We start from the raw sequence: 14,092 nt of genomic DNA on the forward strand, positions 1-14,092 counted from the left end.
GGAAGCTAAGCCTTTCAGCGCCGATGGTACTGCAGGGGGGACCCTGTGGGAGAGTAGGACGCCGCCGAACTATTATTGGCCTCAGGCCCTGGACTTCGTGTCCGGGGCCTGAGGCTTTTCTGCGTTCCGGCACAAGCCGGCAAGGTGGCCGGGCGGGCAGTTGAGGGGCGGTCAGCTTGCCCCACAGGACGCCGACTTCGGGGCGCACGGTCCGTCAGCGCCCGGTTAGGCGAATCCGTTCCTTCGAGGTATGCTTTAGCTCGTTGCCGAGGGGAAAACCCCGGAGCGACAAGCCGGCCCCTATAGCTCAGTCGGCAGAGCGTCTCCATGGTAAGGAGAAGGTCAACGGTTCGATTCCGTTTGGGGGCTCCGATACGAAGAAGGCCCCCGCCCAAGTGGCGGGGGCCTTCTTCGCGTTGACGGACAATCATTCCTGGTGGGGCTCCGGGACGCGCATCGCGAGGATGGCCATGTCGTCGGAGGGCGGCTCGGCGGCGAAGCGTTCGACCGCGCGCATGATGCGGGCGGTGACCGCGCCGGCCGTCAGGCCCGTACACGTGGTGAGGACTTCGGCGAGGCCGTCGTCGCCCAGCATGCGGGGGCCTTCGCGGCGCTCGGTGACGCCGTCGGTGACGCACAGGAGGACGTCGCCCGGGTCGAGGGTGACGGTCTGCTCGTACAGCTCCAGGTCCTCCATGACGCCGAGCAGCGGCTGCGGCTCGGCCGCCGGTTCCACCGAGCCGTCCTGGCGGAGGCGCAGGGGAAGCGGGTGGCCCGCGCAGACGACCTTGAGGAGGGCGCTGCCGTCCGGCTGGGGCCACAGCTCGCCGTACAGGAGGGTGAGGAAGCGGCTGCGGGCGCCCTCGTCGAGGATCGCGGCGTTCAGGCGCTCCAGGACCGCCGGGCCGCCGAAGCCCTCGCGGGCCAGCAGGCGCAGCGCGTGGCGGGCGAGGCCGGTGACGGCGGCCGCCTCCGGTCCCGTACCGCAGACGTCGCCGATGGCGAAGCCGTAGGCGTTCTCCCGGATGGGGAAGAGGTCGTAGAAGTCGCCGCCGACCTCGTTGCCCTCGCCGGCGGCGCGGTAGATGACGTCGACCTCGACGCCGGGGATCTGGGGGAGGCCCGGGGGCAGGAGGCTGCGCTGGAGGGACTGGCTGATGGCCGTGCGCTCCGAGTACAGCCGGGCGTTGTCCAGGGCGAGGGCGGCCCGGCGGGAGAGGTCCTCGGCGAGCTCCAGGATCTCCTGGCGGAAGTGGTCGTCGGAGGGCTTGCCGAGGGTCAGCATGCCGATGACGCGGTTGCGGGCGACCAGGGGGAGGACGACGGTCTCGCCGCCGACCGCGGAGGCCGTGGCCAGCGTCGTGCCGATGCCGGAGGACAGCGGGGTGGAGCCCAGGCCCAGCTCGCGCATGGAGGTGCGCAGCGCGGCCTGGTGGGCGGCGTCGGCGGGGGCGGTCCAGACGCGCGCTCCGGGGGACGGGACCGGCTCCGGTGGGGGGATCTTGGACAGGAGGGCCTTGAGGCCGTCGATACGCTCCTCGTCCTCGTGGAGGACGTACGACAGGTACGGCTCGGAGGTGGGGTCGGCGATCGTGTAGACGGCGCACCAGGTCGCGAGTGTGGGGACCGTCATCTGGGCCATGAGGGCGAGCGTCTGGTCGCGGTCGAGGGTGCCGGCGAGCAGGTCGGAAGCCTCGACGAGGAAGCTGAGCGAGCCCCGGCGGAGGCGTTCGAGCTCGCCGAGCCGGGCGGACTCGACGGCGAGGGCGATGCGGTCGGCGGCGAACTGGAGGCGGAGGGCCTCCTCGTTCGAGTACCGCCCGGAGGCTTCGGCGGCGACGCCGAGGGAGCCGGTGAGGCGGCCCTCGACCTTGAGGGGGACGGTGACCACGGACCGCATGCCGGTGCCGTTGAGCAGCGGGACGGAGCCGGGGACGGCGAGGAGGTCCTCGTGGACGGCGGGCATGCGGGCGGAGGAGTACCGGCCGGTGCCGGCGGCCTCGACGGGGACGCGGGCGAAGCGCTGGCGGGCGGAGGGCAGGCCCGTGGTGGCCCGTACCTCCAGCTCGGTCTCGTCGTCGGTGGCCAGGAGGAGGAAGGCGGCGTCGCCGTCCAGCATGTCGCGGGCCCGTTCGACGGTGCGCTGGAGGAGGCCGTCGAGGTCGTCGGGGGCGGGGGAGCCGATGAAGACCTCGAACGGGTCGGTGGTGCGGCTCTCGTTGCTGGAGTCGACGGGGGTGCGCGGCGGGGACTGGAGGATGGCGCGCTCGTAGTCCCGCACGAGGAGGCAGACGGTGGACGGCTCGCCGTTGGTGTCGCGTACGCGCAGGTGGGAGGCGTAGACGGGGATGACGCGGCCGTCGGTGCCGCGGATGCCGTAGCTGCCCTCCCAGCGGGAGAGGCGGAGGGCCTCGGCGATGCCGGTGCCGATGCCGGGGGTGTGCGGCCAGGCGGCGAAGTCGCCCAGTGGCTTGCCGACGACCTGGTCGGCGGCGTACCCGAAGAGGCGCTCGGCGTCCTCGTTCCAGGCGGTGATGCAGCCGCTGCGGTCGATCTGCGTGACGGCGACGCGGACCCGGTCGTCGGCGACGGGGAGGAGGTCGGTGGCCAGCAGGGGGCCGGCGGCGCGGGTGCCGACGGGGCGCTCGGGGAGGTCGAGCTGGAACCAGACCTGTTTGTGGGTCGGGGAGTACTCCACGCCCCAGCGGGAAGCGAGGGCGGCGCACAGGAGGAGGCCGCGGCCGTTCTCGCTGTCGGGGCTGGTCGCGGAGCGGCCGGTGCCCTGAAGGGGGACCTCGCGCTCGGGGTAGCGGTCGGCGACCTCGATCCGTACGCCGTTCTCCGTGCGGAGGCACAGGACGTCGGCGGCGGTGCCGGCGTGGATGACGGCGTTGGTGACGAGTTCGCTGGTCAGGACCACCGCGTCGTCGACGACGTCGGTGTACCCCCAGCCCTGGAGGGTGTCCCGGACGAAGGCCCGGGCGGTCGCCACGGACCGTCCCACGGGTTCGAAGGTGGCGGCCGCCCGAGCGGTGATCACAGAACTCCTCGTACGCGTCTCGACGCCCGGCTCTGCCATGATCGGCCCTGCCCCTCCCCCGTGCCCGGTGGTCGTGCGGCGTCGCGCCGCCCCTGCCGGGCGGACCGGGGCGGTTGGACAGCCGGATGCCAGGTTACTTACCTTCGCTGTCCGGGCGGATGGTGGTCACCGCTGTTTCCGTCCCCCGGGGACGGGGACGTTATGCGAAGCTGCCGAACTGTTATGGCCTGGTTCTGTCGTGGTGAAACACTGGGAAGGCTTCCAGCGGCAGAGGGAGCGGTAATGCCCGAGCAGTACGGTCAACCCCTTCGGGAGGGACACGGTGGAGTCTGGCGTGACGGCGCGGGGCGGTAGCACGCGCGCGAAGGGCGGACGGTCCCGGAGCGGCGGGACCGTCGAGGTGGACGCCGCCGCGCTGGAGCGGCTGCTGGCGGCCCTGGTGTCGATGCGGGACGGCAACGTCCGCAAACGCCTGACCGTGACCGGTGACGGCGTGATGGCGGAGATCGCCTCCGTCTTCAACGAGGTCGCCGACCGGCAGATGCACCTGACCGGTGAGCTGTCGCGGGTGCGGCGGGTCGTCGGGCGTGAGGGCAAGCTCTCGGAGCGGCTGGAGGTGGGGCCGGGCGAGGGGGCGTGGGCCCAGGCCGTCGAGGCCGCGAACGCCCTGGTGGACGACATGACGCGGCCGGTGTCCGAGGTGGGCCGGGTGCTGTCGGCGGTCGCGGAGGGTGACCTCGACCAGCGGATGGAGTTGCGTTCTGACGGCGCGGACGGGTCGGCGCGGCCGCTGCGGGGCGAGTTCCTGAAGGTCGCCCGTACGGTGAACAACCTGGTCGACCAGTTGTCGGCGTTCACCGACGAGGTCACGCGGGTGGCGCTCGAGGTCGGTACCGAGGGCAAGCTGGGCGGCCAGGCGCAGGTGCGCGGTATGTCGGGTTCGTGGAAGGACCTGACCGACTCGGTCAACACGATGGCGTACCGGCTGACCGCTCAGGTGCGTGACATCGCCCTGGTGACGACCGCGGTGGCCAAGGGCGACCTGTCGCGGAAGGTCACCGTCCATGTGGCCGGTGAGATGCTCCAGCTCAAGAACACCGTGAACACCATGGTGGACCAGCTCTCGTCGTTCTCCTCCGAGGTCACGCGGGTGGCGCGTGAGGTGGGTACGGAGGGTGAGCTGGGCGGTCAGGCCGAGGTGCCGGGCGTCGCCGGTGTGTGGAAGGACCTGACCGACTCCGTCAACACGATGGCGGGGAACCTGACGTCCCAGGTGCGCGGTATCGCCGAGGTGACGACGGCGGTGGCGAACGGTGACCTGTCGCAGAAGGTGACGGTGAGCGCACGGGGCGAGGTGGCGCAGCTCGCCGACACGATCAACCAGATGACCGAGACGCTGCGGACGTTCGCCGACGAGGTGACGCGGGTGGCCAGCGAGGTCGGTGCCGAGGGGCTGCTGGGCGGTCAGGCGCAGGTGCCGGGCGCGGCGGGGACGTGGAAGGACCTGACCGACTCGGTCAACACCGTCTTCCGGAACCTGACGACGCAGGTGCGGGACATCGCGACGGTGACGACGGCGGTGGCGAACGGCGACCTGTCGCAGAAGGTCACGGTCGATGTGGCCGGTGAGATGCTGGAGTTGAAGAACACCGTCAACACGATGGTGGACCAGCTCTCGGCGTTCGGTTCCGAAGTGACCCGTGTGGCGCGGGAGGTGGGCGTCGAGGGCCGGCTGGGCGGCCAGGCGGAGGTGCCGGGTGCGGCGGGGACGTGGAAGGACCTCACCGATTCGGTGAACACGGCCTTCCGTAACCTCACCGGCCAGGTGCGGGACATCGCGCAGGTGACGACGGCGGTCGCCAACGGCGACCTGTCGCAGAAGGTCACCGTCGACGTGGCGGGCGAGATGCTGGAGTTGAAGAACACCGTCAACACGATGGTGGCCCAGCTCTCGTCGTTCGCCGACCAGGTGACGCGGATGGCGCGGGACGTGGGTACGGAGGGCCGGCTCGGCGGCCAGGCACGCGTGCCGGGTGTGTCCGGTACGTGGAAGGAGCTCACCGACTCCGTCAACTTCATGGCCGGCAATCTCACCTCGCAGGTGCGTCAGATCGCGCAGGTGACGACGGCGGTGGCGCGGGGCGACCTGTCGCAGAAGATCGACGTGGACGCCCGGGGCGAGATCCTGGAGCTGAAGAACACCATCAACACGATGGTGGACCAGCTCTCCGCGTTCGCCGAGCAGGTGACGCGGGTGGCCCGCGAGGTGGGTACGGACGGCCGGCTGGGCGGTCAGGCGCAGGTGCCGGGCGTCGCCGGTGTGTGGCGCGACCTGACGGACTCGGTGAACGGCATGGCCGGCAACCTCACCGCCCAGGTGCGCAACATCGCGCAGGTCGCCACCGCGGTGGCGCGGGGTGACCTGTCGCAGAAGATCGACGTGGACGCCCGGGGCGAGATCCTGGAGCTGAAGAACACGCTCAACACGATGGTGGACCAGCTCTCCAACTTCGCCGAGCAGGTCACCCGGGTGGCCCGCGAGGTGGGTACGGAGGGCATCCTGGGCGGCCAGGCCGAGGTGCAGGGCGTCTCCGGCACCTGGAAGGACCTGACCCAGTCCGTCAACTCGATGGCGAACAACCTCACCTCCCAGGTGCGCAACATCGCCGAGGTGACCACGGCGGTCGCCAAGGGCGACCTGTCGAAGAAGATCACCGTCGACGCGCGCGGCGAGATCCTCGACCTGGTGACCACGGTCAACACGATGGTCGACCAGCTCTCCAACTTCGCCGACGAGGTGACCAGGGTCGCCCGCGAGGTGGGTACGGAGGGCATCCTCGGCGGCCAGGCCCGGGTGCGGGGCGTCACCGGCATCTGGAAGGACCTGAGCGACAACGTCAACGTGATGGCCAACAACCTGACGTCCCAGGTGCGGAACATCTCGCGGGTGTCGTCGGCGGTCGCCAACGGTGACCTGACCAAGAAGGTGACGGTGGAGGCGCGCGGCGAGGTGGCCGAGCTGGCCGACACGGTCAACACGATGGTGACGACCCTGTCCTCGTTCGCCGACGAGGTGACGCGAGTGGCCCGTGAGGTGGGTACGGAGGGCGAGCTGGGCGGCCAGGCACGGGTGCCCGGCGTCTCCGGTACGTGGAAGGACCTGACCGAGTCGGTGAACTCGATGGCGTCCAACCTGACCGGTCAGGTGCGCCAGATCGCCACGGTCACCACCGCCATCGCCAAGGGCGACCTCACCAAGAAGATCGACATCGACGCGCGCGGTGAGATCCAGGAGCTGAAGAACACCATCAACACGATGGTCGACCAGCTCTCCTCCTTCGCCGAGGAGGTCACCCGGGTCGCCCGCGAGGTGGGCACCGAGGGCATCCTGGGCGGCCAGGCGCGCGTGCGGGACGTCGACGGCACCTGGCGCGACCTGACCGAGTCGGTGAACGAGATGGCCGGCAACCTGACCCGCCAGGTGCGGGCCATCGCGGCCGTCGCCACGGCCGTGACCCGGGGCGACCTGAACCTGAAGATCGACGTGGACGCGGCGGGCGAGATCCAGGTCCTCCAGGACAACATCAACACCATGATCGCCAACCTGCGCGACACCACCCTCGCCAATGAGGAGCAGGACTGGCTCAAGGGAAACCTGGCCCGGATCTCCGGCCTCATGCAGGGGCGGCGCGACCTCGACGACGTGGCCTCGCTGATCATGAGCGAGCTCACCCCGGTCGTCTCGGCGCAGCACGGCGCGTTCTTCCTGGCGATGCCGACCGGTGGCGGCGAGATCGGGGCGGACGAGGACGGCTCGTACGAGCTGGTCATGCGCGGCAGCTACGGCTACTCGTCCGGGTCGATGCCCACGTCGTTCCGGCCGGGCGAGACGCTGATCGGTACGGCGGCCGAGGAGAAGCGGACCATCCAGGTCAATGTGCCGCCGGGCTACCTGCGGATCTCCTCCGGTCTCGGTGAGGCCGCCCCGGCGCACGTGGTCGTGCTGCCGGTGCTCTTCGAGGGGAAGGTCCTCGGGGTGATCGAGCTGGCGTCGTTCCAGCCCTTCACCCAGATCCAGCGGGACTTCCTGAACCAGATCGCGGAGATGATCGCGACCAGCGTCAACACCATCAGCGTCAACACCAAGACCGAGGTGCTGCTGAAGCAGTCGCAGGAGCTGACCGAGCAGCTCCGCGAGCGCTCCGCCGAGCTGGAGAGCCGGCAGAAGGCCCTCCAGGACTCCAACGCCGAGCTGGAGGAGAAGGCCGAGCTGCTGGCGCAGCAGAACCGCGACATCGAGGTGAAGAACACCGAGATCGAGGAGGCCCGGCAGGTCCTGGAGGAGCGGGCCGAGCAGCTCGCGGTCTCCATGCGCTACAAGTCCGAGTTCCTGGCGAACATGTCGCACGAGCTGCGTACGCCGCTGAACTCGCTGCTCATCCTGGCGAAGCTGCTCGCCGACAACGCGGACGGGAACCTGTCGCCGAAGCAGGTCGAGTTCGCCGAGACGATCCACGGGGCGGGCTCGGACCTGCTCCAGCTCATCAACGACATCCTGGACCTGTCGAAGGTCGAGGCGGGCAAGATGGACGTCAGCCCGACCCGGATCGCGCTGGTGCAGCTCGTCGACTACGTGGAGGCGACCTTCCGGCCGCTGACCGCCGAGAAGGGGCTCGACTTCTCGGTGCGGGTCTCGCCCGAGCTGCCCGCCACGCTCCACACCGACGAGCAGCGGCTGCTCCAGGTGCTGCGGAACCTGCTGTCGAACGCGGTGAAGTTCACCGACAGCGGGGCGGTGGAGCTGGTGATCCGGCCGGCCAGGGCGGACGTGCCGCCGTCGATCCGGGAGCAGCTCCTGGAGGCGGGTTCGCTGCGCGACCCGGAGGGCGACCTGATCGCCTTCTCGGTGACCGACACCGGTATCGGTATCGCGGCCAGCAAGATGCGGGTGATCTTCGAGGCGTTCAAGCAGGCGGACGGCACGACCAGCCGGAAGTACGGCGGTACGGGACTGGGGCTGTCGATCAGCCGGGAGATCGCCCGCCTGCTGGGCGGCGAGATCCACGCGGCGAGCGAGCCCGGCCGGGGGTCCACCTTCACGCTGTACCTGCCGCTGCACCCGAGCGAGCTTCCCCCGCAGGGCTACGGGCACGGTTCCGGCGCGGAGCTGCGCCAGGGCGTCGAGGACGGCGTACTGGAGGGCCACGTGGAGCGGCACGGCGACGGCGGGCGCCCCGAAAGGTCCGAGCGGCGCTCCGGCGCGGGTGCCCTGTTCCGGCACCGCCGCCGGGCGGCCCTGGGCGCCGCGGAGCAGCGGACGGCCCTGCCGGGCCAGCCCGGTCAGTCCGGCCAGTCCGGTGGGGCCGGCCAGGCGGGCGGGGCGGTGGGTGCGTCCGATGCTTCTGGTGTGCCGACCGGCGCGGCGACCGGGGGCTCAGGGGCTGCCGGGGCGGCGGAGACGTGGGCGGCGGCGGGGCAGGAGGCGCACGAGCCGAGGCCCAGCTTCGCGTTCCACGGCGAGAAGGTGCTGATCGTCGACGACGACATCCGCAATGTCTTCGCGCTCACCAGCGTGCTCGAGCAGCACGGGCTGTCGGTGCTGTACGCGGAGAACGGCCGGGAGGGCATCGAAGTCCTGGAGCAGCACGACGATGTGACGGTCGTACTGATGGACATCATGATGCCGGAGATGGACGGCTACGCGACGACGACGGCGATCCGCCGGATGCCGCAGTTCGCCGGGCTGCCGATCATCGCGCTCACGGCGAAGGCGATGAAGGGCGACCGGGAGAAGGCCATCGAGTCGGGCGCTTCCGATTACGTTACGAAGCCGGTGGATCCGGATCATCTGCTCTCCGTCATGGAGCAGTGGATGCGCGGAGAGTGAGCAGAGGAGGGCCTTTTCCTGGCGAGTTGCTGACTGACTGTGGTCGAAAGCGTGTGAGAGGGCGGGATTCGGGGAACCTTCTGGTCTCCCACCGCGTTTCTGCTACGTGCACAGTGACATCGCGGTGACAGGGTGTGGTGACAGGCGGGGTGCGGCTACCATGACCGGCACAAGGACGGACGGCGCAAGGGAGTCGTCCCCTGGGGCGGCGCCCGGCCAACTGCCGGGGCGAGGAGGACGGGCCATGGTGCAGAAGGCCAAGATCCTCCTGGTCGATGACCGACCGGAGAATCTGCTGGCGCTGGAGGCCATCCTCTCTGCGCTCGATCAGACACTGGTGCGGGCATCGTCAGGGGAGGAAGCGCTCAAAGCGCTGCTGACGGACGACTTCGCGGTCATTCTGCTGGACGTCCAGATGCCAGGTATGGACGGTTTCGAGACCGCCGCGCACATCAAGCGTCGGGAACGGACACGGGACATCCCGATCATCTTCCTGACGGCGATCAACCACGGGCCGCACCACACCTTCCGGGGGTACGCGGCCGGTGCCGTGGACTACATCTCCAAGCCCTTCGACCCCTGGGTGCTGCGCGCGAAGGTCTCCGTCTTCGTCGAGCTCTACATGAAGAACTGTCAGCTCCGCGAGCAGGCCGCGCTGCTGCGGCTCCAGCTCGAGGGCGGCGGCCAGGGCGGAACCGTCAAGGAGTCGCCGGGCCTGCTGGCCGAACTGTCCGCGCGGCTCGCGGCGGTCGAGGAGCAGGCGGAGGCGCTGTCCAAGCAGCTCGACGACGACTCGGCGGACGCCGCGGCCGTCGCCACCGCCGCCCACCTGGAGCGCAAGCTCACCGGACTGCGCCGCGCGCTGGACGCACTCGAACCGGGCACCGGGAGCGGCGGCTCCCCCACGCTGCCCGCGCAGAACTGACCCCCGGCCACCGGCTCCCGGCCACCGTGGCCGCCCGGTTGAGCGGCCGTCAGACCCTCGTACGCCGCACAGACGACACGAACGGGTGAAGCGGTGGGCACACGTGTCCACCGCGCCCCACACCGGTAACCTCACCCCCATGGCCTCACGTACGTCCGGCAAGGGTTCCCCAGGCACGGCGGGCACCGCGAAGCCGCGCGCCGGCCGTACGACCGGCGCAGCGAAGAAGGCGGCCCCAGGGATGCCTCCCGCGAAACCCGCGCGCACCGCGCAACCCGCGAAGAAGACCGCGCCCGCGGCGAAGGGCCCGGCCAAGGGCCCCGCCAGGAGCGCCAGGAAAGCACCCGCGAAAAGGGCGGCGGCCAAGAAGGCCGCGCCCAAACCCGCACCCTCACCCACCGGGGGCGTGTACCGGCTCGTGCGCGCCCTGTGGCTGGGCCTCGCACACGCGGTCGGCGCCATGTTCCGCGGCATAGGGCGCGGCGCCAAGGGACTGGACCCGGCGCACCGCAAGGACGGCCTGGCCCTGCTGCTCCTCGGCGTCGCCCTGATCGTCGCCGCAGGGACGTGGGCCAACCTGCACGGGCCGGTCGGCGACCTCGTCGAGATGCTCGTGACGGGCGCCTTCGGCCGGCTCGACCTGCTCGTGCCGCTCCTCGTCGGCGCGGTCGCCATCCGGCTGATCCTCCACCCCGAGAGGCCCGAGGCCAACGGCCGGATCGTCATCGGTCTGTCGGCACTCGTCGTCGGCGTGCTCGGCCAGGTCCACATCGCCTGCGGCTCGCCCGGCCGCGACCAGGGCAGCGAGGCGGTGCGGGACGCGGGCGGACTGATCGGCTGGGGTGCCTCCAAGCCGCTGATCTTCATGATGGGCGAGGTCCTCGCCGTACCGATGCTCGTGCTGCTCACCGTCTTCGGGCTGCTCGTCGTCACGGCCACGCCCGTGAACGCCATCCCGCGGCGCCTGCGGGCGCTCGGTGTGCGGCTCGGGATCGTCGAGCCCGGCGTACGGGACGTGACCGAGGACGACGAGCGCTACGACGACCAGTGGCGCGAGGCGCTGCCCGCCCGGTCGCGGCGGCGCGGTGCGGGGGCGGCCGCCGACGGGGCGTACGGCCCGGATCAGGCCGAGGAGGAGGCGCTCACCCGGCGCCGGCGCCCCCGGAAGGCCGTCGCGCCCGAGGACCCCGACTTCGACCGGCCCATGGACGCCGTGGACGTCGCGGCCGCCGCGGCCGCCGCGCTCGACGGGGCGGTGCTGAACGGCATGCCGCCCTCGCCGCTGGTGGCCGACCTGACCCGCGACGTCACGGGGGAGCGGGCGGGGCAGGCCCGCCAGGCCCGGAGCGGCCGGACGGCCAAGGTGGGCGACACCGGTTCCGTACCGCCCGCGCGGGAGCCCGCCGGGGAGGCGGAGGAGCCGGAGGGCCTCGTACCGGACCTCACCAAGCCGGCGCCCGTCCGCGAGGAGCCCGAGGGCGGCCTGCCCGCGCGCGCCGAGCAGCTCCAGCTCGCCGGGGACATCACGTACTCCCTGCCCTCCCTGAACCTGCTGGAGCGCGGCGGGCCCGGCAAGACCCGCAGCGCCGCCAACGACGCGATCGTCGCGTCCCTGCGGAAGGTCTTCGAGGAGTTCAAGGTCGACGCGGCCGTCACCGGCTTCACGCGCGGCCCGACGGTCACCCGGTACGAGGTGGAGCTCGGCCCGGCCGTGAAGGTCGAGCGGATCACGGCGCTGACGAAGAACATCGCCTACGCGGTCGCCAGCCCCGACGTACGGATCATCTCGCCGATCCCCGGCAAGTCCGCCGTCGGCATCGAGATCCCCAACACCGACCGCGAGATGGTCAACCTCGGCGACGTGCTGCGCCTCGCCGACGCCGCCGAGGACGACCACCCGATGCTGGTCGCGCTCGGCAAGGACGTCGAGGGCGGCTACGTGATGGCCAACCTCGCGAAGATGCCGCACATCCTGGTCGCCGGCGCCACCGGCTCCGGCAAGTCGTCGTGCATCAACTGCCTGATCACGTCCGTGATGATAAGGGCGACCCCGGAGGACGTCCGGATGGTCCTCGTCGACCCCAAGCGGGTCGAGCTGACCGCGTACGAGGGCATCCCGCACCTGATCACGCCCATCATCACCAACCCCAAGCGGGCCGCCGAGGCCCTCCAGTGGGTCGTGCGCGAGATGGACCTGCGGTACGACGACCTCGCCGCGTACGGCTACCGGCACATCGACGACTTCAACGCCGCCGTACGGGCCGGGAAGGTCACGCCGCCGGCGGGCAGCGAGCGGGAGCTCCAGCCGTACCCGTACCTGCTGGTCATCGTCGACGAGCTGGCGGACCTGATGATGGTCGCGCCCAGGGACGTCGAGGACGCGATCGTCCGCATCACGCAGCTCGCCCGGGCCGCCGGCATCCACCTGGTGCTCGCCACGCAGCGGCCGTCGGTGGACGTCGTCACGGGCCTGATCAAGGCCAATGTGCCCTCCCGGCTCGCCTTCGCCACCTCGTCGCTCGCCGACAGCCGCGTCATCCTGGACCAGCCGGGCGCCGAGAAGCTGATCGGCAAGGGCGACGGCCTGTTCCTGCCCATGGGGGCCAACAAGCCGGTCCGGATGCAGGGCGCCTTCGTGACCGAGGAAGAGGTCCAGGCGGTCGTCCGGCACTGCAAGGAGCAGATGGCGCCGGTCTTCCGCGACGACGTCACCGTCGGTACGAAGCAGAAGAAGGAGATCGACGAGGACATCGGCGACGACCTGGACCTGCTGTGCCAGGCCGCCGAACTGGTCGTCTCCACGCAGTTCGGCTCGACGTCGATGCTCCAGCGCAAGCTGCGCGTCGGCTTCGCCAAGGCCGGGCGGCTGATGGACCTGATGGAGTCGCGCAACATCGTCGGACCGAGCGAGGGGTCCAAGGCGCGGGACGTCCTTGTCAAACCCGATGAGCTGGACGGAGTACTGGCTGTCATCCGTGGGGAGTCGGACTCCTAGGACTCTCACTCGTTAGGGAACCGTGAGCAACCGTTTCCCACCTTCGTACGTCAAGTTGGAGGGAGGGGCGGAGAATAGGTGTCCCGTCCCTCGGGCGCGCGGCCATTCCGATGGCCTACAAAGTGCGTCCGCCCGGTTGCTCCACCCTTTCGTACCACCCATAGACTGAACCTCCAGCAGGTGGTTACACGCTCGAAAGGCGCCCCCGTGTCCATCGGCAACTCCCGCGAAGACGACCGGCCTTCGACCCCTGACGACGTTTCCCCGGACGCCAAGGACGCTCCGGCGGCCCCGGACGCCCCGGCTGCCCGGGACGCCTCGGACGCCCTGGACGCTCCGGAAGCCCCGGACGCTCCCGAGGACGCCCGGCCCTCGATCGGCCGTGTGCTGCGGCAGGCACGCGTCGACGCCGACCTGACGGTCGAGGAGGTCAGCACCTCCACCCGCGTCCGCATCCCGATCGTCCACGCGATCGAGGAGGACGACTTCTCGCGCTGCGGCGGCGACGTGTACGCCCGTGGCCACATCCGCACGCTCGCGCGTGCGGTCGGTCTCGACCCCGTCGCCCTCGTCGAGCAGTACGACGCCGAGCACGGCGGCCGCCCGGCGCCGACGCCGGCCGCGCCGCTGTTCGAGGCCGAACGCATCCGTCCGGAGCGGCGGCGTCCCAACTGGACCGCCGCCATGGTCGCCGCCATCGTGGCGGTGATCGGCTTCGTCGGCTTCACCATGTTCAACGGTGACGGCGGCGGCTCCCGGAAGAACCACGTGGCCGAGGGTCCCGCTCCGGCGCAGAAGGCCACCAGCAAGCCGAAGCCGCCCAAGGCGGTCGCCCCGCCGCCGGCCCCCTCGGAGAGCGCCATCGCGGCCGCCCCCAAGGACAAGGTCACCGTCCGGCTCACGGCGACGGACGACAAGAGCTGGATCTCGGCCAAGGCGCGCGACGGCAAGCTGCTCTTCGACGGGCTGCTCCTCAAGGGCGACACCAAGACCTTCCAGGACGACGAGCGGCTGGATCTGATCCTGGGCAACGCCGGGGCGATCGAGCTGTTCGTGAACGGCAAGAAGGTCGAGGACGAGTTCGAGTCCGGTCAGGTCGAGCGCCTGTCGTACACCAAGGGCGACCCCGAGGTGGGGTGACCCGGCTGGTGGGGTGGCCCGGCTGGTCGGGTGGCCCTGGTGGTGGGGCGACCCGGCTGGTGGTGGGGTGACCGCCCTGGCGGGGTGGCCAGCCTGGTGGGTGGG

The 14,092-nt window shown here is 70.9% G+C and carries 5 protein-coding genes, 1 tRNA gene and 1 rRNA gene; 6 read left to right on the forward strand and 1 reads right to left on the reverse strand.

What is annotated here, in order from left to right; translation table 11 throughout:
* Both rrf and E2B92_RS17265 read left to right on the forward strand, forming a co-directional pair.
* Positions 1-70, forward strand: a 5S ribosomal RNA gene (gene rrf / locus E2B92_RS34135); the annotation flags it as partial.
* A gap of 226 nt (positions 71-296) precedes the next feature.
* Positions 297-369 (forward strand) — tRNA-Thr (locus E2B92_RS17265).
* Positions 370-427: 58 nt separating this feature from the next.
* On the opposite strand, the gene E2B92_RS17270 is transcribed toward E2B92_RS17265, so the two are convergent.
* On the reverse strand, positions 428-3,079 hold the full coding sequence (locus E2B92_RS17270) for a SpoIIE family protein phosphatase (RefSeq protein WP_126888116.1): 2,652 nt from the start codon (positions 3,077-3,079) through the stop codon (positions 428-430).
* Positions 3,080-3,362: 283 nt separating this feature from the next.
* Here E2B92_RS17270 and E2B92_RS17280 point away from each other — a divergent pair, with 283 nt between their 5' ends.
* The 4 genes from E2B92_RS17280 to E2B92_RS17295 all read left to right on the forward strand — a co-directional run bounded on the left by E2B92_RS17280 (position 3,363) and on the right by E2B92_RS17295 (position 13,987).
* Entirely contained in the window at positions 3,363-8,927 is a 5,565-nt protein-coding gene (locus tag E2B92_RS17280) for a hybrid sensor histidine kinase/response regulator (RefSeq protein WP_185923712.1), read from the forward strand.
* A gap of 244 nt (positions 8,928-9,171) precedes the next feature.
* The gene (locus tag E2B92_RS17285) at positions 9,172-9,852 is read left to right on the forward strand and encodes a response regulator (RefSeq protein ID WP_126888114.1); all 681 of its coding nucleotides are present in this window, start codon (positions 9,172-9,174) and stop codon (positions 9,850-9,852) included.
* Between the two features lie 139 nt (positions 9,853-9,991).
* Positions 9,992-12,847 (forward strand): DNA translocase FtsK, encoded by a 2,856-nt coding sequence (locus E2B92_RS17290; RefSeq protein ID WP_235023861.1) that lies wholly within the window; start codon positions 9,992-9,994, stop codon positions 12,845-12,847.
* Between the two features lie 207 nt (positions 12,848-13,054).
* Positions 13,055-13,987, forward strand: coding sequence for a helix-turn-helix domain-containing protein (locus tag E2B92_RS17295; RefSeq protein ID WP_235023862.1), 933 nt, complete (start codon positions 13,055-13,057; stop codon positions 13,985-13,987).
* Positions 13,988-14,092 lie beyond the last annotated feature (105 nt).

It is taken from the genome of Streptomyces sp. WAC05374, from assembly GCF_004353505.1.
Classification (GTDB): domain Bacteria; phylum Actinomycetota; class Actinomycetes; order Streptomycetales; family Streptomycetaceae; genus Streptomyces.